Source organism: Pedococcus sp. P2_D9 (assembly GCF_056404275.1).
Genome location: NZ_JBFUEI010000004.1, coordinates 147,461 through 166,877, shown reverse-complemented (window position 1 = coordinate 166,877; position 19,417 = coordinate 147,461). Strand labels below are relative to the sequence as shown.

18 protein-coding genes and 1 pseudogene are annotated in these 19,417 nt (G+C 70.5%); 7 read left to right on the top strand and 12 right to left on the bottom strand.

Annotation, left to right across the window (positions count from 1 at the left end; all coding sequences use genetic code 11):
• The first annotated feature begins 72 nt into the window (after nt 1–72).
• Nucleotides 73–900, top strand: coding sequence for an alpha/beta fold hydrolase (locus AC1DXJ_RS08235; protein WP_477636878.1), 828 nt, complete (start codon nt 73–75; stop codon nt 898–900).
• Between the two features lie 90 nt (nt 901–990).
• Here the strand turns inward: AC1DXJ_RS08235 and AC1DXJ_RS08230 are convergent.
• From AC1DXJ_RS08230 to AC1DXJ_RS08215, 4 genes and pseudogenes are all read right to left on the bottom strand, one after another.
• Nucleotides 991–1,164 (bottom strand): annotated as a pseudogene (locus AC1DXJ_RS08230) (peptide ligase PGM1-related protein); the annotation flags it as partial.
• 1,331 nt (nt 1,165–2,495) lie between these two features.
• Nucleotides 2,496–2,918: a DUF6912 family protein gene (locus AC1DXJ_RS08225; protein ID WP_477615043.1), complete on the bottom strand. Its 423-nt coding sequence runs from the start codon at nt 2,916–2,918 to the stop codon at nt 2,496–2,498.
• Between the two features lie 7 nt (nt 2,919–2,925).
• Entirely contained in the window at nt 2,926–3,945 is a 1,020-nt protein-coding gene (locus AC1DXJ_RS08220) for a patatin-like phospholipase family protein (RefSeq protein WP_477615042.1), read from the bottom strand.
• Entirely contained in the window at nt 3,942–5,366 is a 1,425-nt protein-coding gene (locus tag AC1DXJ_RS08215; RefSeq protein WP_477615041.1) for a WS/DGAT/MGAT family O-acyltransferase, read from the bottom strand. Before AC1DXJ_RS08215 ends, AC1DXJ_RS08220 begins: the two co-directional genes overlap by 4 nt.
• A gap of 49 nt (nt 5,367–5,415) precedes the next feature.
• On the opposite strand from AC1DXJ_RS08215, the gene AC1DXJ_RS08210 reads away from it, so the two are divergent.
• Complete coding sequence (locus AC1DXJ_RS08210; protein WP_477636877.1) at nt 5,416–5,850, top strand: cupredoxin domain-containing protein; 435 nt, start codon at nt 5,416–5,418, stop codon at nt 5,848–5,850.
• On the top strand, nt 5,847–7,172 hold the full coding sequence (locus tag AC1DXJ_RS08205) for a hypothetical protein (protein WP_477636797.1): 1,326 nt from the start codon (nt 5,847–5,849) through the stop codon (nt 7,170–7,172). The genes AC1DXJ_RS08210 and AC1DXJ_RS08205 overlap by 4 nt, the downstream gene beginning before the upstream one ends.
• A 2-nt stretch (nt 7,173–7,174) precedes the next feature.
• Here the strand turns inward: AC1DXJ_RS08205 and AC1DXJ_RS08200 are convergent, their stop codons facing one another.
• Together AC1DXJ_RS08200 and AC1DXJ_RS08195 are read right to left on the bottom strand one after the other, a co-directional pair.
• Nucleotides 7,175–8,419 carry a CpaE/TadZ family protein gene (locus tag AC1DXJ_RS08200; protein ID WP_477636796.1) on the bottom strand — a complete coding sequence of 415 codons (1,245 nt, stop codon included), beginning with the start codon at nt 8,417–8,419 and terminating at the stop codon, nt 7,175–7,177.
• Nucleotides 8,416–9,090 carry a hypothetical protein gene (locus AC1DXJ_RS08195; RefSeq protein WP_477615038.1) on the bottom strand — a complete coding sequence of 225 codons (675 nt, stop codon included), beginning with the start codon at nt 9,088–9,090 and terminating at the stop codon, nt 8,416–8,418. Before AC1DXJ_RS08195 ends, AC1DXJ_RS08200 begins: the two co-directional genes overlap by 4 nt.
• A 261-nt stretch (nt 9,091–9,351) precedes the next feature.
• On the opposite strand from AC1DXJ_RS08195, the gene AC1DXJ_RS08190 reads away from it, so the two are divergent.
• Entirely contained in the window at nt 9,352–9,576 is a 225-nt protein-coding gene (locus tag AC1DXJ_RS08190; protein ID WP_477615037.1) for a helix-turn-helix domain-containing protein, read from the top strand.
• Between the two features lie 57 nt (nt 9,577–9,633).
• Here AC1DXJ_RS08190 and AC1DXJ_RS08185 read toward each other — a convergent pair whose 3' ends face one another.
• Complete coding sequence (locus AC1DXJ_RS08185; protein ID WP_477615036.1) at nt 9,634–10,200, bottom strand: hypothetical protein; 567 nt, start codon at nt 10,198–10,200, stop codon at nt 9,634–9,636.
• Nucleotides 10,201–10,369: 169 nt separating this feature from the next.
• Between AC1DXJ_RS08185 and AC1DXJ_RS08180 the strand changes: the two genes are divergently transcribed.
• Both AC1DXJ_RS08180 and AC1DXJ_RS08175 read left to right on the top strand, forming a co-directional pair.
• Complete coding sequence (locus AC1DXJ_RS08180; RefSeq protein WP_477636795.1) at nt 10,370–11,125, top strand: LysM peptidoglycan-binding domain-containing protein; 756 nt, start codon at nt 10,370–10,372, stop codon at nt 11,123–11,125.
• 89 nt (nt 11,126–11,214) lie between these two features.
• Entirely contained in the window at nt 11,215–11,673 is a 459-nt protein-coding gene (locus AC1DXJ_RS08175; RefSeq protein ID WP_477615034.1) for an Rv3235 family protein, read from the top strand.
• A 134-nt stretch (nt 11,674–11,807) separates the two neighbouring features.
• Here the strand turns inward: AC1DXJ_RS08175 and secA are convergent, their stop codons facing one another.
• Complete coding sequence (gene secA, locus AC1DXJ_RS08170; protein ID WP_477636794.1) at nt 11,808–14,762, bottom strand: preprotein translocase subunit SecA; 2,955 nt, start codon at nt 14,760–14,762, stop codon at nt 11,808–11,810.
• A gap of 153 nt (nt 14,763–14,915) precedes the next feature.
• Nucleotides 14,916–15,203, bottom strand: coding sequence for a GNAT family N-acetyltransferase (locus AC1DXJ_RS08165; protein ID WP_477615033.1), 288 nt, complete (start codon nt 15,201–15,203; stop codon nt 14,916–14,918).
• A 166-nt stretch (nt 15,204–15,369) separates the two neighbouring features.
• On the opposite strand from AC1DXJ_RS08165, the gene AC1DXJ_RS08160 reads away from it, so the two are divergent.
• A complete protein-coding gene (locus tag AC1DXJ_RS08160) occupies nt 15,370–16,593 on the top strand; it encodes an endonuclease/exonuclease/phosphatase family protein (RefSeq protein WP_477636793.1) in 1,224 nt (407 codons plus the stop codon).
• Nucleotides 16,594–16,678: 85 nt separating this feature from the next.
• On the opposite strand, the gene AC1DXJ_RS08155 is transcribed toward AC1DXJ_RS08160, so the two are convergent.
• Genes AC1DXJ_RS08155 through AC1DXJ_RS08145 form a run of 3 tightly spaced genes read right to left on the bottom strand, consistent with a single transcriptional unit; the run spans nt 16,679 to nt 19,356 of the window.
• Nucleotides 16,679–17,671, bottom strand: a complete 993-nt coding sequence (locus AC1DXJ_RS08155; protein ID WP_477624340.1) for a Gfo/Idh/MocA family protein — start codon at nt 17,669–17,671, stop codon at nt 16,679–16,681.
• A gap of 1 nt (nt 17,672) precedes the next feature.
• The gene (locus tag AC1DXJ_RS08150) at nt 17,673–18,761 is read right to left on the bottom strand and encodes a DegT/DnrJ/EryC1/StrS family aminotransferase (RefSeq protein ID WP_477632518.1); all 1,089 of its coding nucleotides are present in this window, start codon (nt 18,759–18,761) and stop codon (nt 17,673–17,675) included.
• Complete coding sequence (locus AC1DXJ_RS08145) at nt 18,754–19,356, bottom strand: acyltransferase (protein WP_477636792.1); 603 nt, start codon at nt 19,354–19,356, stop codon at nt 18,754–18,756. The genes AC1DXJ_RS08150 and AC1DXJ_RS08145 overlap by 8 nt, the downstream gene beginning before the upstream one ends.
• Between the last annotated feature and the right edge of the window lie 61 nt (nt 19,357–19,417).

Genomic DNA, 19,417 nt, shown 5'->3' with positions numbered 1-19,417 from the left:
CTCGGGGTCGCTTCGGTGGCTCGGGCGCGGCTGCAGTCCAAACAGCTCTCTGGGGCAGCGCAGCGCCCACCTATGGTGTCACGTATGCCGCCCGCCCTCGACGCCGCCGACCTCGCCTACCGCTGGTCCGGATCCGCCGACCCAGCCACCCCGACGATCGTGCTGCTGCACGGGCTGGGCGACTCCGCCGACTGCTGGCCCGATGCCGTGCGCCGCTGGTCACCCAGCTACCGCGTCGTCGGGCTGGACCTGCTCGGCCACGGCCGCTCCCCACGCTTCACGCCGGAGCAGCGCGCCTCCGAGGACCCGATCGAGCACATGTATGCCGCCGCGCTCGCGACGCTGGAGCACCTCGCCTCGGCCAGTGGTCCCGTGGCCCTCGTGGCGCACTCGATGGGTGGCGGTATCGCGACAGCCCTGACCGCTCGCCGCCCCGACCTCGTGCGGGCCGCAGTCCTCGAGGAGCCCGCCTGGCGCGACCCCGAGCTCCGGGTGCAGGGCCCGTCTGTCGTCGCCGAGCGGATCGCAGACTGTCGGGCCTTCGTCGACGACCCCCAGGGCCAGCTCGCCCAGGGTCGGGAGGACAACCCCACCTGGCCCGAGGAGGAGTTCGCCCCGTGGGCGCAGGCCAAGACCGAGGTCGACCTCGACTTCCTGGGCCTCGGAGTCGCCTCCTTCACGCGGCCGTGGGAGGAGTTCGTCGCTGCGATCGAGGTGCCGACATTGGTCGTCATCGGCGAGCGTTCGACGTTGCTGCCTGAGCCGATCAGACTGCGTGCGAAGGCGATCGGCAACCCGCACGTGCGGATCGAGGTGCTGGACGCCGACCACTGCGTCCGCCGGGATGTGCCCGAGGCCTTCCACGCGCTGGTCGACCCCTGGCTCGCCGACCAGTTCTGAGCGTCGGCCCGATCCCCCGTTGTTCGGAGGACGCGTCAGGCTTTCACGAGGGACGACACGACCTGCTCGGTCGGCCCCATAGAGGCGCTCGACCTCGCCGGGATCGGCGGCGATGGCTGTCACCCCCAGCCTGCCGTCGACGCGCAGGCAGCTGAGCATGTGCAGGACGACACCGACTCGTCGGACCGGGTCGAACTCCAGGCCCGCAGCGGCGACCGCGTCGATGACCTGTCTCGGCCTGAGGCTGGTCCACGACGGGTCCATGAACCCGTCCGAGGAGCGGTAGCATCGCCGGCCGGTCCCATCGTGCAGGTCGTAGGTCCCGGTCGCGGCGTCGTAGGTCCCCGGCGCCAGGTGGCGCAGGGCGGCGAACGGGTGTGTGGTGCCGCCCTTGCGCAGGTTGACCTCCAGCGCATGCACGTCCCACTGGCCCCGGCGCCGCACCGCGAGGAAGTCGATGCCGAGCCGACCACGGGCTCCCCGGTCGGCCAGCCACCTACCCACGGCCACGGCGTACTCGCCGAGCCGCGCGGCGTAGGCGGGGTCCGCCGGGAAGCGGCAGCCCGAGTAGACCTGACCGTTGTCGCCACCGAGAATCTGCTCGTGGGTCGACACCACGCGCACGGAGCCGTCCGGCAGGACGTCCACCTGGGCGCTGGGGCTCTGCACGCGACGACCCACCAGCAGCTCCTCGACCACTGCACCGGCGTCGAGGTCGGCGAGGTACCACGGCGGGAGGGACTGCTCGAGCGCGACGACGAGATCGGCGGGTTCGATGGCGTGGCCGGACGCGTCACGGACGGCGACCACGACGTTGCCGTCACCTGCTCCGCTGTTGTCGTGCTTGACGACCACGGACGAGAGCTCGGGTCTGGTCCGGCGGATCTCCGCGACCGCCCGGGCAACGCCTGCCACGTCGTGGACGTCCTCGATGCCGGCCGGCGTGGGCACGCCGACCTCGTGGAAGAGCCTGCGCCCGGCACTCTTGAAGCCCAGCGGCCACAGCCCTGGATCGGTGCCGTTGATCGGCGCCCCGATCGCCCGCGCCACCTCGAGCTCGGTGTCGGTGACGTTCCAGGGCTCGATCACGGTGAGTCGGTCCTCGGTCAGCCGGCGCAGCTGCTGCATGACGTCCGGCCGGTCGAGCAGCTTGGCCGACACGCCGCGCGCAGTGTGGTCGTTGACGGTGACGACGTGCAGCCGCTCGAGCATGCCCCCCGGGCGGTCAGGCGACCCGAGGCGGTCGTAGTACTCGAGGACCTCGGGCTCCGGGGCCTGACAGGTCACGAACACCAGCTCGCAGCCGGGAATCCTGGGGATCATCAGGGCGGTGAGCAGGTAGCGGTGCTCGTAGGCGCCGAGGCGGGTTGCGTAGTGCGCCAGGAGGCTGTCGGCCAGGCTGAAGGCGGGGAGGATCACGACGACGTGCGGGATCGTCGAGCCTGCGAGGTTTGCGGCCATGGCTTCGGACAGCCTGGACTGGCGCTCCGCGTCGCCCAAAACATCGCCTCCCGACTCCCTGCCACGAGCATCGGGGTGGTCGGACGGCCCGTGGAACCAGCGTTTTCCGTATCCGCCCAGCCGTGCCGACCCCGTCAGAGGAGGCGAAGCACCTCGTCGAGCTCGGTGGCGTCGTACCAGAGGAGGTCCTCCATGCCCTGGTCGCCAGCGGTCTCGTCGAGGTGGAAGGACACGATCCGCGACAGCGGCACCGGGGTCGACACGGTCACCGCCCCCAGGCCCTCTCGAGCACCGTCGGTCGACACCGACCCCGGGTCGACGTCGGCGGCGGCCACCACCCGCTTGGCGACACTGGTGCCCTGGAGCCCGGCCGCGGCCTCGACGGCCTCGGTCAGCGCGGCATACTCCCACTCCTCCTCCAGGCCGGTCGGGTCGGCACGTTCGACGCGTTCGGTGACGCCGAAGGCGGCGACCGGCGCGGGCCCGATCTGCCGCTCGGCGGCGAGCCGACGCAAGGCGTCGGGGAGGAGCGGCACGTAGATCCGGGTCTGCGTCATTGTTCTCTCATCCAACATCTTCGAAGGCGGACCGGTCGGGCAGGGGGGCAGGGTCGTGCAGCGCGACGGCGGAGGTGCGCAGGGACGTGGCGATGACCCTGGGGCGGCGGCTGACGTCCATCAGGTTGGAGCCGAACGCCTCGAGGTCCTCCTCGCCGGGACCGAGCACCGTCACCTCGGCACCGTCGCCGTGGACCTTGGCCAGCTCGCGCAGCACCCGCAGGGTCACCCGGTTGCGCCACTGGCGCTCCACCCGCGTGCGCCAGTGGGTCGGCGCGTCGCGGACGAAGCTGACCTGCGGCGCGAGGACGTAGACCTCGTCCAGCCCGAGGCCGGTCATCAGGTCGAGGTTGGTGGACGACCAGGCACCGCCGTCGATGTACCGGTGCTCTCCGATCCGCACCGGCTGGTACCAGCCAGGGATGGCGCACGACGCCATCACCGCTGCCGAGAGGTCCACCACCGGAGAACCCGCCCGACCGAACGCCACCCGCTCCCCCGTGTCGAAGTCGAGGGCGACGACCGTGAGTCCGGACCGCTTGGGCCATCCGCGCGGCACGACGTGGCCGACGAGGGCGCCGACCGCCTCGATGCTGCCGCGACCCTCGGGAAGGATGGCCGACAGGACCGCCGTGGGCGGCAGGTGCCGCAGGTTGAGGGCGTTGCGCCGCAACAGCTCTCGCGATCCGAACCCCACCTTGGGCAGGCCGGGACGGTCCCCACCGGTGTCCTTCTCGTAGTCCCAGGAGTATCCCGCCAAGGGGCCCAGGCCGATGGCACCCTCGAGCTGGTGCACGAGCAGGTCCGAGACCGAGACACCGGAGGCGAGGAGACCGGCAAGCACCGAACCGGCCGACGTGCCCACGAACTCGTCGAACTCGCGCGCGTCGACGCCGAGCTCGTCCTCGAGGGCCTTGAGCGCCCCGACCATCCAGGCGGCACCGAGCACGCCACCGCCACCGAGCACCAGCCCTCGGCGCGGACCCTTGCTGCCGGAACGCGCGGCGCCTGGGCGGGAGCTGGTCATCGCGCCTTGGACCGGTGGCTGTCGAGCAGCTCACCGAGGGAGTCGACGATGCTCTGCCCGAGCACGTCGATGTCGGGCATCGAGTCGCGGTCGGCGTTGAGGCCGTAGTAGACCCCGCCGTCATAGGACGTCAGCCCGATCGACAGCGCCTGACCCTTGGCGAGCGGCATCACGGGATAGGTGGACAACATCCGCGCGTCACCGGCATACAAGGTGTGCTGTGGTCCGGGGACGTTGGTGATCACGACGTTGAACAGGCGTCGCGACATGGCGGAGCCAAGGCGTGCGCCGAGCGAGTGGAGGGTCGGGGGCGCGAATCCTGCCAGTCCTGCAAGCGATTCGGCACCGACCGCCTGGCCGCCCTCCATCTGCTGACGCATCGCGAACGCGATCTGGTGCAGCCGCATGGACGGACCCGGCTCGCCCACGGGAAGGTCGACGAAGCAGGCCGTGAGGCGGCTGCCGAGGTGTCGTGCGTCCGCGTCGTAGACGCTGACCGGCACCATCGCCCGGACCGTCGTGCCCGAGTGGACGGACTCGCCCCGGGTCAGCAGCCAGGTGCGGAAGGCGCCCGAGATGGTCGCGAGCACCACGTCGTTGATGGCGACGTCGTCGGCGTAGTTGCCGCGCGCGAGCCGACTGCGAACCTTGCGGTAGTCCTCGAGGTCGGTGCCGATCATCACGTAGCGACGCGCCTCTCCCACCGAGGCGTTGAGCGGTGAGTGCGGCGCCGGCCTGGCGGCGGTGCGAGCCAGCGTCGCCACGACATCGCCTGCGGCAGTAAGGGCGCGAGTGCCCACCGCCTTGACGTCGACGATGCCGCCGCGGATGTTCTCGACGACCTCGCTCGGACGACGCACCGCATCGACGAGGGCGCCGGTGAGCAGCTCGATGTCGCTGGGCTCACGCGACGGGCGCCAGGTGTCGGTGACCAGCCCCTCGGCCGCCGGGTCGCCGTCGACGATGACGTGCGCGATGTCCACGGCATTGATGCCGTCGACGAGGGCCTGGTGCGACTTGGTGACGATGGCGAAGCGGCCCTCGTCCAGCCCCTCGACGAGGTAGACCTCCCAGAGCGGCCTGCTGCGGTCGAGGGCCCGCGGCTGGATCCGGGCGACGAACTCCTGGAGCTGCTCGTCGTTGCCCGGCTTCGGGAGCGCTGAGCGGCGCACGTGGTAGGTCACGTCGAAGTTCTCGTCGTCGACCCACACCGGGTTGGCGAGCCGCCCGGGGACCTGGCGGATCCGCTGGCGGTAGCGCGGCACGAACGCGATCCGCGTCGAGATGAGCTGCACGAGCCGGTCGTAGTCGAACCCGTCGCTCGGCGGGTCGAACACCATGACCGAACCCACGTGCATCGGCGTGGTCGCCTCCTCGAGGTAGAGGAACGACGCGTCGAGGGAGTTCAGGCGGTCAGGCACCCGCTCATCGTGTCAGATGGCGCTGTTTAGACTCGGGTTCGTGACGAAGATGACTCTGCGCCGGCCCATTTCGTATGCCGCCGGGCTGGCCATCGCCGCATCCCTCACCGCCTGCGGTGGGGCCGGCGACGACCCGGTCGTGGGCACGACGAGCAGCTCGTCGTCGAGCTCGTCGTCCTCGAGCACGTCGTCCTCGAGCACGTCCAGCGAATCGAGCACCGCCGCTCGCACGATCGACATCACGGTGACGGGCAACAAGGTGTCGCCACCCCCGACCACGGTCGACCTCGGCGTCGGCCAGTCGCTCACGCTGACCGTGACCAGCGACCACGCCGACCAGCTGCACCTCCACGGGTTCGAGATCGAGAAGGACGTGGTCGCCGGGAAGCCGCTCTCCGTGACCGTCACCGGAGCCCAGCCAGGCGTCTACGACGTCGAGACCCACCACCCCGAGCTGCGCCTCCTGAAGATCGCCGTCAAGTGACCCTGGCAGCACTCGCCGCGCTGCCGGCCCACGGGGTCGGGTCACGCGAGGACCTTCCGCTGCCGTTCACCCTCCTGCTGATCGGCGCGGGTCTGGCGCTCGTCGTCTCGTTCGTGGCGCTCGGCGCCTTGTGGAAACAACCCAGGCTGCGGCCCGAGGACGGCCGACTGCTGCCGATGATGCTCGCCCTGGCCCTCGACAGCGCGGCGGTGCGCGGACTGTTCGTCATCGCGTCCCTGGCGATCACCGGCTGGGCGCTCGTGGCACTCAGCCTGGGCAAGGACAACGCGAACAACCCGGTGCCGTCGGTCGTCTACGTCTGGCTGTGGGTGGGGCTGGCCTTCATCTCGATGGTCTTCGGCGGCGTCTGGCGCCTCGTCAACCCCGTGCGCTGGCTGCACCGTGGGATCCTGGCCCTGTTGCGGATCGAGCCGGACTTCGCGCTCGCCGAGTACCGGCTCGGGTACTGGCCTGCGGCAACGGGACTGCTCGCCTTCGCCTGGCTGGAGCTGATCGCACCGAACAACGCGGACCTTCCCGTGCTGCGGGTGGCGATCCTCGGCTACCTCGTCCTCAGCCTGGTGCTGGCGATGGCGTTCGGCGCTCCCTACCTGCGTCGCGGCGACCCGTTCACCGCGTGGTCCTCTCTCTACGGAACCCTCAGCACGCTCGGGCGGCGGGCCGACCGTCGATGGGTGCTGCGCACCCCGTTGCACGGCCCGCTCGAGCTCGGCGCCGCACCGGGACTGCTGGCGGTCTGCTCGGTGATGCTCGGGACGACTGCCTACGACGGCTTCTCGGGAGAGACCCGCTGGTACACCTTCGTCCAGTCCTCCAGCCTCCCGGCCAGGGTGTGGGAGACCGGTGCGCTGGTCGCGTTCAGCCTCGTCGTCGCCGCCACCCTGTATGCCGCGGCCGTCCTCTCCGCGCGGCTCGCCGGAGTCAGCGTGCGCGGGGTGGCCTCGGCCTTCGCGCCTTCGCTCATCCCGATCGCGGCCGGGTACCTCGTCGCGCACTACTGGTCGCTGTGGGTCTGGGAGGGCACCAACGGCCTCGCCAAGATGTCAGACCCCTTGGGGACCGGCGCGAACTGGCTCGGAACTGCAGGCGTGACCCCGTCGGCGTCGCTGATCGCGCCCGGGCTCGTGGCCGGCATCCAGGTCGTCGCCATCATCACCGGCCACGTGCTGGGCGTCGTCGCCGCCCACGAGCGGGCCGTCTCGTTGTTTCCCCGCCGGGCCGCCGTGCTGGGCCAGGTACCCCTCCTCGTGCTGATGGTCGGCTACACCGTCGGGGGTCTCACCCTGCTGTTCAGCTCCTGAGGTCAGCGGCGCCGGCGGCGCCGGCGCTCGGGTGCGGACCCGGCATACGCGGTGGTCAGCGACGCGATCGCGTGGCGCAGCTCGCTCTGGGGGGCGAACTCGGCCAGCGACGCCCCGGCGAACATGGCTCCGTCGAGGCTGTCCTGGTCCCAGGGCAGGTAGGTGAGGCCGTCCATGCCGGCGAACCGGCCGAGGGCCTCGGCGATCCGCCGCTCGGGTCGGGTGCCGACTGCCGAGGCACGCACCCTGTTGACGACCACTCGCGGGGGCGGCGAAGGCACGGCCGCGAGGTCCTGGACGGCCCGGACCAGTCGTTGCAGGCCCACCGGATCCGCCGAACCGACCACGAGGAGCTCGTCGGCACACCCGAGAGCGGTGAGGGTGGCGGCGTTGCGTCGGGGGGCGAGGGTGTCGTAGGAGAGCTCTTCGTCGTCCTCGATCGCAAAGCCGCAGTCGATCACGACGAACTGGCCCAGCTGGCGTGCGACGGTGAGCACATGCGCCACCGACGGCGCGCGCAGCTCGGTCCAGCGCTCGGCGCGGGGTATGCCGGTCAGCACCCGCAGGCCAGGAAACACCTCGGGAGCGATACGAGCCAGTGCTGCGAGGTCGAGGGCGCCCTGGTCAGCCGCTCGCGCGGCGGCCGCCACCCCAGGAGCTTCGTCGAGGAGGCCGAGGGACTGCGCGACCGACGAGCCGTAGGTGTCGCAGTCGACGAGGAGGGTGGACGCGCTACGAGCCAGCTCCGCCGCGAGGTTGAGCGCGACAGTGCTGCGACCCGGGGCGCCCGTGGGTCCCCAGACGGCGATGACCTTGGCCGCCACGATCGGCCCGGCCGCCTCCGGGTCGTCCCCGAGGACCACCGAGACAACCTCACCGGCATCGAGTGCGCCCGGGAGGTCGAGGGAGTCGAGGACGTCGTCGATCTCGTGACTGGCCTGGTCGGCCCTGAGCACCACGGTCAGACCGAGCTGGCGGAGCCGTCGCTCCCCCTGGTCGTCGCCGGGGGCGACAACCCCTGCCACGTCGACACCATGGCTGGCGAGCTCGTGCAGCGCCGGCCGGTCGAGGGCACGCAGGTCGGCCGACACGAGCGCGACCTGGCCGAACCCGGCAGCCGCCGCGGCCAGCAGGTCGGGCAGGTCGGCGCAGCGTCTTGCCATCGTGTAGCCGGCAGTGGCTTCGAAGGCCGTCACCAGCTCGGACTCCCACGCGCCGTTGAGCGCGGCGATGACCGAACGGGTCACTGGTCGACCCGCAGCGACGTCCCCGCGACGGGGACGACCGTGATGCGCGCGCCGAGGTCGACCGCTGCGATGAGCTCCTTGATCTGCGCAGTGGGAGCCATCACCTGGATGGGACGATCGCCGGATGCGCCGCCTCCCAGGCCCCCACTCGTCTTGGGCAGGCTCGAGACCGACACGCCTTCGAGGGCCAGCGCGGGCCCGGCGAAGGCCTTGCCCCCCGGGGCCGCGCCCGCATCGACCGGGTTGACGTAGACGTCGACCCGGGAGCCGACACGCAGCGCCGCCGCAGCGCCGCCGTCGACCGAGAGGGTCAGCGGCTGGACGCCGACCTGGTCCCTGCCCCCCACCGCCGCGGCGGGAACGAGCTCGCCGGCGCCGACCTCACGCAGCACGTACCGGTCGGGCGCCGGCTCCGCCGTGGCCTGCAGGTAGCGCGACAGCTCGGAACCCAGCCGCACGTCGACCCGGGTGAGGTTGTCCTCACCCAGGTGCTGCCCGGGCACCAGCGGCCCGCGCGCGGCATACACGGCAGTGCGGTCGTCGGCATGGGCGACCACGAACGAGCCGAGGGCCGCCGACGCGAGCACCAGCAGCAGGCCCACCACGAGCCGGGTGTCTCGCCAGCGCGGTTTCTGGAGCCTTGCAGCCGTCGGCATGGGCAGGTCGGTCATGGCGATGTCCCCTCGATCAGCCTTTTCCAGCCACGTCGGCCGCACCCGCCGGGACATCATGACGCACGAGGTGGTCCAGCGCCGGGTGAATCCACAGGTTCGCGGGTCATCCACATGGTCGGCAGGCCAACTCCCCCAAACGGCTATAGATGCCAGAATCTGCTCATCGACCAGACGCAGCCACAAGAACATGGTAAAAATTCGGTCAAGGGAACGTCTGCATCCAGTCAAGTCGGCTGGCGGAAAGTAGAGGGGATTGACGTGGCTAAGCGCTTCATTCAGCTGGCTGAGGTCTCGGAAGTGCTCGATATCTCATCCGCCCAGGCCTACGCCCTGGTCCGATCCGGCGAACTGCCGGCCATCAAGGTCGGCGGCCGCGGTCAGTGGCGCGTCGAGGTCGCCGAGCTCGAGGGGTACATCCAGCGGATGTACAGCGAGACGAAGACCTTCGTCGCGGCGCACCCCTTCGGACAGGGTCAGGACTGAGTCGTTGCGCCCTGCGCAGGCCGCCGTCCGGGGGGATGGGGGTCGTGGAGGTCAGGCCTACGCAGGGCGCAGCAGGACCACGGCGGAGAAGGGGACGAGTCGGCGCCCCGTGACGTTCTCGGCACGCCTCGGCAGGTCCGCGGCGTGTTCGCTCAGCTCGAGCACGTCCAGGCCGACCGCGTCGATCGTTCCGGCGACGACGGCGCCCGTGAGGTCCGTCAGGAGCACGACCGAACGGTCCCGGCTCAGCCCCCGCAGGGCGTAACCCAACCCGAACCTGCGCCCAGTGGCAGTCCCTGCGACGCGCGCCGACAGCCCGGCCACAGCCGTCACGGCCGCGAACGGGATGAGCGCCGGACCAGGGGACGGCCCCGCCTGTGGCACGCTCGCCTCGGCCGCGAGCAGGAGCCACCCGTCGCCCACATCGCTGACGCGACCCCGCGCGACGGCGCCGCTGCGCAGCGACACCGTCACCGGGTCGGCGCCCGCCGCTGCCAGCCGCTCGTAGAGGCCCACCGAGGCGCGCTCGCGCCTGGTCCGGTCGGCCACCTCGGCGTCCAGCTCTCGCCTGGACTCTGCCTCCCACTGGGCAGCCAGATCCGCGAACAGGGCGTCCCAACGCATCGTGTGTCCCCCCTCGTGCCTGTTCTCGCCGCTGTTCCCCTGGGACTCGCCCGGAGGCGAGACCCGGGTGCCGACCGACTCTAGCGCGGCACCCCCTTGCCATCTGCAAGTGCACGTCGATATGGTTCAACGTAAGCAAACGCATGTAAACGCACTCCCGGGGGGGATCATGAGCCGCGGCATCCGCATCGCACTGGGCACGATGACAGCACTGGGGGTGCTCGGTTTCGTCGACGTCCTGCTGTGCCTCGCCGTCGGCGCGCAGTGGCGGGTCGTCGTCGCACCGGGGCCCACCAGCCTCCCCGAGGCACTGACGCTCGTGGTCCTGACCGCAGCGACAGTGCTTGGCGCCTGGCTCGCCGTCAGCACTGGTGCCGCGGTGCTGGCGCACCTGCCGGGCAAGCTCGGCGACGCAACCGACCGGTGCGCCGCCGCCTGGGCTCCGGCGGTCTCCCGACGGCTCGCCGCCGCAGTCGTGGGCGCTGTCGTGGGAGCCTCCCTGACGCCGGTGGCCGCCATCGCTGATGGCTCGACTGCACCGCACGCAGCCCGGGCCACCCTGGCCCCCGCCTTCACGGCCACCTCCTCAGCTCATTCGACCACCCCGTCCCCGGCCCCGGGGTGGACTCCCTCTCGGCCCCTCCAGCGACCCCAACCCGCCTCGAGCCTGGTGACGGGAAGCGTGGATTCGCACCCGGCGGCTGAAGTCGTCGTCCACCGGGGCGACACGTTGTGGGACATCGTCCGCCGCCAGCTCGGGGCGGACGCCTCTGACGCGGAGGTCGCGGACGCGTGGCCGGCTTGGCACCACGCCAACCGCACGGTGATCGGCGACGACCCCGACCTGATCCTGCCCGGCCAGATCCTGCGGCCCCCGAACCCGGCCGCAGCCTCAGCCAGCGAGCAGTCCGGAGCTGGGCGATGACCGGGGCGACCAGCACATCGGCAGGTCGACCACCTGTCGGGCGACTCACGCCCCTGCGCATCGTGCCGGCGCCGCGCACCCGACCGCCAGTGCTGTCGGAGACCGAGTCGTGGCTGCCCGACGACCTGGGGTCGCCCAGCTACGTCCAGGACGCCCTGGCGATCGACTTCGACAGCCTGACCGACGACCAGCTCTTCGGGGAGCGACCCACCCGCCGTGACGACCTGCCCGATCCCCGTGAGTGGGCCGGCCACATCGCCCAGGGGCTCGTGGAAGTCATGGCCGGGGCCCGCCCCGCACCACAGGTGCTCCGCTGGACGACCCCCGAGGTGTATGCCGCAGTGGCCCGGCGCGCCGCCGTCTCGGCTCGGCGCGGGACCACGTCGACGCGACGCACCGTCGTGCGCGGAGTGAGGGTCTGCGAGCCGGCGGACGGGGTGGCCGAGGCGAGCGCCGTCGTGGTGGACGGCGGCCGGGTGCGTGCGCTGGCGTTCCGGCTCGTCGGCCTCGACGGTCGGTGGCGGGTCGAGGCCCTCCAGGTCGGCTGACGCGCACCATCGACTTCTGGCCGATCGTCCGCTTCCCGATCGTCCGCTTCCCGATCGTCCGCTTCCCGAGCGACCGCGAGCCCGACACCCGATCTCGGTGGCCAGAGGTGCCGGGCCTCGCGATCAGCGTCGCGTCAGGACTTCCCGTGGCACATCTTGAACTTCTTGCCCGAACCGCAGGGGCACGGGCCGTTGCGGGAGACACCCTTGAGCTGCTCCGCCGTGAGCGTGTCGCCGGCCGAGCCCACCGCTCGGTGCTCGACGTCACCGGTCTCGCTGGGCGCGGAGTACTGCAGCTGTTGCGGGCGACGCTCAGGCTGCTCGAGGCCCTTGGCCCGGAACGTCGGGTGCTTGTCGACCGCATGGTCGACCGCACCGACGGTTGAGCCCACGCGCTCCACGCTGTCCGCGGTTTCCCCATCGGACGAGGCACCGTCGGACGAGGCACTGGCGCGGGTGCCGGCAGCCGTCGTGGCGGGCGGGGCCGTGTCGTCCTGCGGCGCAGCCGAGGACAGCCCCGAACCCGCCAGCATCTCGGAGACGCTGACCGGCTGGACCGCCGGCGCCTCGGCCTGCGGCTGGTCCACGTCGACCTGCACGTTGAACAGGTAGCCGACCGACTCCTCCTTGATCGACTCGTTCATCGCCTCGAACAGCTGGAAGCCCTCGCGCTGGTACTCGACCAGCGGGTCGCGCTGGGCCATCGCCCTCAGGCCGATGCCCTCCTGGAGGTAGTCCATCTCGTAGAGGTGCTCGCGCCACTTGCGGTCGAGCACGGACAGGACGACTCGTCGCTCCACCTCACGCATGACCTCCTCGCCGAGCTGCGCCTCGCGCTCGTCGTAGGCGTGGTGGGCGTCGGAGGTGATGACCTCGCGCAGGCTGTCGGGGGTCAGCGAGCCGTCCGCCGCCTCGATGACGTCCTGTGGCGTCACCGACACCGGGTAGAGGGTCTTGAGCGCGGTCCACAGGCGGTCGAGGTCCCAGTCGTCGGCGAAACCTTCGGCCGTCTCGGCGTCGACGTACCCACCGACCACGTCGTTGATGAAGTGGCGGATCTGCTCGTGCAGGTCCTCGCCCTCGAGCACGCGGCGCCGCTCGTCGTAGATGACCGTGCGCTGGCGGTTGAGGACGTCGTCGTACTTGAGGACGTTCTTGCGGATCTCGAAGTTGCGGCCCTCGACCTGGCCCTGCGCGCTCTGGATCGAGCGGCTGACCATCTTGGACTCGATCGGGACGTCGTCCTCCATCTTGGCCGTGGTCATGAACCGGTCGACCATGGCGGCGTTGAACAGGCGCATGAGGTCGTCCTGCAGGGACAGGTAGAACCGCGACTCGCCGGGGTCGCCCTGGCGGCCGGAGCGACCACGGAGCTGGTTGTCGATGCGACGCGACTCGTGACGCTCGGTGCCGAGGACGTAGAGCCCACCGAGGCCGGTGACCTCGTCGTGCTCGGCCTTGACGGCCTCCTCGGCCCTGGCCAGTGCCTCGTCCCAGGCGGCTTCGTACTCCTCCGGCGTCTCGACCGGGTCGAGCCCCTGCTGCTTGAGGGTGGCGACCGCCATGAACTCGGGGTTGCCGCCGAGCATGATGTCGGTGCCTCGACCGGCCATGTTGGTGGCGACGGTGACGGCGCCCTTGCGGCCGGCCTGGGCCACGATGGCGGCCTCGCGCTCGTGCTGCTTGGCGTTGAGCACCTCGTGGGGGACGCCCTTGCGGCGCAGCTGATCGGAGAGGTACTCGCTCTTCTCGACCGAGACGGTACCCACGAGCACCGGCTGCCCCTCGGCATACCGCTCGGCGATGTCGCCCACGACGGCCGAGAACTTGGCCTCCTCGGTGCGGTAGACGAGGTCGGCCTGGTCCTTGCGGACCATCGGGCGGTTGGTCGGGATCGGGACGACACCCAGCTTGTAGATCGAGTTGAGCTCGGCGGCCTCGGTCTGGGCGGTGCCGGTCATGCCCGAGAGCGTGTCGTACATGCGGAAGTAGTTCTGCAGGGTGATCGTGGCGAGCGTCTGGTTCTCGTTCTGGATCTCGACGCCCTCCTTCGCCTCGATCGCCTGGTGCATCCCCTCGTTGTAGCGACGCCCGGCGAGCATGCGGCCGGTGTGCTCGTCGACGATGAGGATCTCGCCGTTCATGTTGACGTAGTCCTTGTCCCGCTTGAACAGCTCCTTGGCCTTGATGGCGTTGTTGAGGTAGCCGATGAGCGGGGTGTTGACGGACTCGTAGAGGTTGTCGATGCCGAGGTAGTCCTCGACCTTGGCGATGCCGGCCTCGAGGACCCCGACGGTCTTCTTCTTCTCGTCGACCTCGTAGTCGCCCTCGCCGGACTCGAGCTCGCCACGGGTCAGCCGCTGGGCGATCTTGGAGAACTCCGTGTACCACTTGGTCGCCGCGTCGGCCGGGCCGCTGATGATGAGCGGCGTGCGGGCCTCGTCGATGAGGATCGAGTCGACCTCGTCGACGATCGCGAAGTTGTGGCCGCGCTGCACGAGCTCGTCGACCGACCAGGCCATGTTGTCGCGCAGGTAGTCGAAGCCGAACTCGTTGTTGGTGCCGTAGGTGATGTCCTTGGCGTACTCGACGCGACGCTCCTCCGGCGTCATCGACGCGAGGATGACGCCGGTCTCCAGCCCCAGCATGCGGTGCACGCGGCCCATCAGCTCGGACTGGTACTCGGCGAGGTAGTCGTTGACCGTGACGACGTGCACGCCCTTGCCCTCGAGGGCGTTGAGGTAGGACGGCAGGGTGGCGACCAGGGTCTTGCCCTCACCGGTCTTCATCTCCGCGACGTTGCCGAGGTGGAGCGCGGCGCCACCCATCAGCTGCACGTCGAAGTGGCGCTTGCCGAGGGTGCGCTTGGACGCCTCACGGACCGCGGCGAAGGCCTCGGGCAGCAGGTCGTCGAGCGTCTCGCCATCGGCGAGGCGCTTGCGGAAGACGTCGGTCTCCGCCCGCAGCTCGGCATCGGTGAGGGCGGCGAAGTCTTCCTCGATCGAGTTCACCTGGGCGGCGATCCCGTGGAGCTTCTTGAGGATGCGGCCCTCACCGGCACGCAGCAGCTTTTCGACGATCTTGGACACGCAATATCTCCTGAAGTTTCGCAGCCGTGGACATCCGGGTGGCAACGGCCCGACCTAGGCTAGTCGAGTCGACGCGACGACGTGGACGCGCGGGCTGGGGAACGCTCCCCAGGGCCGAACGTGCCGGGCCCCTCCGCGGTTCCGACCGGCCCGCTAGGGCGCCACGAGGTCCTGGTAGTCGGGGTGGCGGGCGATCCAGGCGGAGATGAACGGGCAGAGCGCCACGACGTCGTGCTCCGCCCTGGCGCGGACGTCGTCGAGCGCTCCCTTCGCCAGCGCCGCGCCGACGCCCTCCCCGGCGAACGCGTCGTCCACCTCGGTGTGGGTGAAGACGATGTGGTCGCGCTTGAACCGGTAGGCCGCAAAGCCCGCGAGCACGCCGTCGATGTGGGCTTCGTAGCGGTGCTTGGAGGGGTTGTCCGTGATCACGGCGTCCGTCATGGCCCCAGCCAAGCACGACTGTCAACGCTGGTCGTGAGTGGTCCCGCCGGCTGCATGACCGGGCTGGTGGCGCGCTCCCGTCGGCGGAACTACGCCATTGGACCCTTGCCGCGGCGTGGGCCAGTGACCAGCATGAGCCCACACACCTGACGCAGGGAGGCCAACGATGTCCATCCACCCGTCCCGTCCCGCTCTCCGGGCTGTCGCCTGGGCGGCAACGGCAGCGCTCGCGAGCGCGCTCGCAGCCTTCGTGGCGACCCCGGCCGTGGCCGCTCCCCCGGATGCGGCCCCGGGCCGGCCGTTGACCGTGATGACACGGAACCTCTACCTCGGTGGGGACATCAACCGGCCCCTGGTGGCCACGGCAGGCAAGACGGGGGCCGCGGCCCTGGTGGCCTTCGGCAACTCCAACGACGAGCTGCGCGCCGTGGTCGACCAGACCAGCTTCCCCGTGCGCAGCAAGCTGTTGGCCGCCGAGATCGCCTCGCAGCGCCCGGACGTGGTGGGCCTGCAGGAGGTGGCCCTGTGGCGCAGCGGACCCCTGGAGCTCGGGGCCATCGGCACCGCGAACGCGAGCAACCCCGACTACGACTTCCTGGCGACGTTCACCAGCGACCTCGCGGCGACGGGCGCGCAGTACCGCGTGGCCAACGTGCAGCAGGAGTCCGACGTGGAGGGCCCCGCGTTCAGGGGCAGCCCGTTCAACGGCACGATGACCAACGCACGCGACGTCCGGCTGACCATGCGTGACGCGATGCTCGTGCGGGTCGACCCCGGTCTGACCGTGCAGGCCAGCGGAGGTGGGCAGTACGTCACCCGCCTCTCGGTCAGCGTCGGCGGAGTGCCGTTCGTGTTCATCCGCGGCTACAACTGGGCAGACGTGCGGTCGGGGTCGACCGTGGTGCGCGTCGTCAACACCCACCTCGAGTCGGCCAGCTCCGACATCGCGTTGGGGCAGGCCCACGAGCTCCTGGCCGGTCCGGCCGCGCCCTCGAACAAGCCGACCGTGGTGGTCTGCGACTGCAACTCCGACCCGCTCGACCACAGCGTCAAGCGCACCGATCCGCTCGGCACGCCCCACTCGGGCCCGTACGACTTCGTCGTGGCCACCGGGTTCACCGACGAGTGGCTGCGCTGGCGGCCGGGCAGCTGCCCGGTGGACGCCCGGGACGACGGCTGCACCTCGGGACTGTCCGAGGGTGTCACCGACGCGACCGCGGCCGGCTTCGACCACCGGATCGACATGGTGTTCGCCCGGACCGCGGGGGGTGGTTCGGCGGTGGACCGCGGCACCGTCACCGGCAACGAGGTGCGCGACCGTGACGCGGCCACCGGCCTGTGGCCCTCCGACCACGCCGGTGTCGTCCTGCGGCTGCGCGGGCTGCACTGACGGCTCCAGCCGGCTCACGTCGAGAGGGTGGCAATCCGTCGCCTCCCGCCAGGGAAGGATCGGTTTGCCACCCTCTCGCGGCGCGTCAGGTGAGGTGGACGGTGGTCTTCGTCTCGGCGGACTCGAGGCAGGCCGCGGCAACGCGCACCGTGTTGACGCCCTCGTCCAGGGTCACGATGTTGTGGCTCTTGCCGAGCACCGCATCGCGGAAGCTCTCGTGCTCGACCCGGAGGGGCTCGGGCTTGGCGATGGCGTAGCGGATCACGTCACCCTCGGAAACGCCTCGGAAGTTGGCAATCGCATCCCACGACACCTGCGGGTTCTCTCCGTTGGCGTAGAACGTGAGGTCGGCGGCGAGGGTGTCCGCGACGAAGGTCCCTCGCTCGCCGGTGATGATCGTGACCCGTTCCTTGAGGGGTGACAGCCAGTTCACCAGGTGGTTGGCGACCGTGCCGTCCGACAGCTGGGCGAGCACGGCCACGAGGTCCTCGTGCTGGCCGCCGCTCTGGTGCGCGGTGCGCGCCGACACCGAGACGTACTCGCGCTGCGTCACCCAGGCGGTCAGGTCGATGTCGTGGCTGCCCAGGTCCTGCACCACCCCCACGTCCACGATGCGCGTCGGAAACGGCCCCTGGCGCCGGGTGGCGATCTGGTAGACGTCTCCGAGCTCTCCGGCCTCAAGCCTGGCCCGCGCCTGCTGCAGGGCCGGGTTGTAGCGCTCGATGTGCCCGACTGCACCGATCAGACCAGCCTCCCTGAAGGCCGCGGCGATGCGCATGGCAGACGGCACGTCCTCGGCGAGCGGCTTCTCGATGAGTGCGTGCACGCCGGCAGCCGCGAGCCTCACGCCGATCTCCTCGTGGAAGGACGTGGGCACCGCGACGACGCAGTAGTCCAGGCGTTCGGTCAGCAGGCGTTCGATGTCCGTGAGGACCGACAGGTCGCCGGCGGCCGAGTACTGGTCTCCGCCGTGGTCCAGGACCGCGACCAGCTCGACGCCGTCAAGGCTCCGGAGCACGCGGGCGTGGTGGCGGCCCATCATCCCGAGCCCGATGAGCCCTGCGCGGAGGTCGGCCATGTCAGGCGCCCGCCCTGGCCAGGGTATTGACGCCTGTGACGATCCGCTCCAGGTCGTCCGGTGAGAGCGCGGGGTGCACCGGCAGGGACAGGCACTCGCGCGCCGCGGCGTCCGTGTGGGGAAGATCCGATCCGCCGCGAAAAGGTGCAAGGCGATGGGTCGGCACAGGATAGAAGGCGCCACTCCCGACTGCGTACTCCTCACGCAGGGCCGCCGCGAACCCATCGCGGTCCTCAGGAATACGGACGGTGTACTGGTGGTAGACGTGCACCGCCCCCGAAGCGCGGCCTGGGGTGACCACACCTTCCAGGTGCTCCGTGAGGTACGACGCATGATGTTGTCGCTGCTCGGTCCACGCCGCGACCTTCCGCAGCTGCACGCGCCCGATGGCCGCATGGATGTCGGTCATCCGGGCGTTGAACCCCACGATCTCGTTGCGGTAGGGCATTTCCATTCCCTGGTTTCGATAGAGGCGCAGCCGGCGCTCCACGGTCGGTGAGGCAACCGAGACCATGCCTCCCTCGCCGGACGTCATGTTCTTCGTCGGGTAGAGGGAGAACACGGCCATCTCGCCGAACGCCCCGACCGGCCGTCCGTGGAGGGACGCGCCGTGAGCTTGGGCGGCGTCCTCGAAGATCGACACACCATGGCGATCGGCAACCTCCAGCAGTTCGGCCATCGGCGCGGGGTGGCCGTAGAGGTGGACGGGCATGATGCCCTTGGTCCGCCCGGTGATGAGGTGCTCGACGGCCTCGGGATCCAGACAGAAGTCGTCCGGTCGGATGTCCGCGAAGACGGGGGTCGCACCGGTGAGGGCGACGGCATTGGCAGTGGCGGCGAACGTGAAGGACGGGACGATCACCTCGTCTCCTGCGGTGACCCCGGCTGCCAGCAGTCCGAGGTGCAGCCCGGACGTGCCCGAGTTGACCGCGACACAGGCCCGGTGGAGCTGGAAGTGCTCGGAGAACTCGCGTTCGAACGCTGCCACCTCAGGGCCTTGGGCGAGCATCCCACTGCGCATGACCCGCTCGACTGCCTCACACTCTTCGTCGCCGATGGCTGGCCGGGCCACGGGGATGAACTCATTCATCAGGCTGACGCTCCCTCAGCATCCCCTCGGACTCGATGAAGCGTTCACCGGTCTGCGGACAGACCCACTCGCCACCGCTCTCCTCCACCAGCGGAACGCCTCCACGTCCCACCCAGCGCACGCGCTGAGCGGGGGTCCCGGCGACGAGCGCGAAGTCGGGCACGTCCCGCGTCACCACGGCGCCGGCCGCCACGACCGCCCACCGCCCCACGACGAGGGGGGCGACGCAGACGGCCCCCGCACCGACGGAGGCGCCGGTTCGGCAGAGCACCCCGACCGGCTGCCAGTCAGCAGCCACCTTGATGGAACCATCCGGGTTGACGGCACGCGGATACCGGTCGTTGGTCAAGGTGGCCGCCGGCCCGATGAAGACGCCGTCCTCCAGGACAGCCGGCTCGTAGACCAACGCGAAGTTCTGCACCTTGCAGTTCGAGCCCAGGCTGACCCCAGGTCCGATGTAGGCCCCTCGACCGATGATGCAACCGCTGCCCAGCGTCGCCCCCTCGCGCACTTGGGCGAGGTCCCAGACCGAGGTCGAGTCACCGATGCGAGCCGTGTCGGCCACATCGGCGGAATCGGCGATCCGGGTGGTCATCCTTGCCCCTTCCACTGCAGCCGATTTCGAGACCATGGGCCATCCGGAGGCGGAGGCTTCC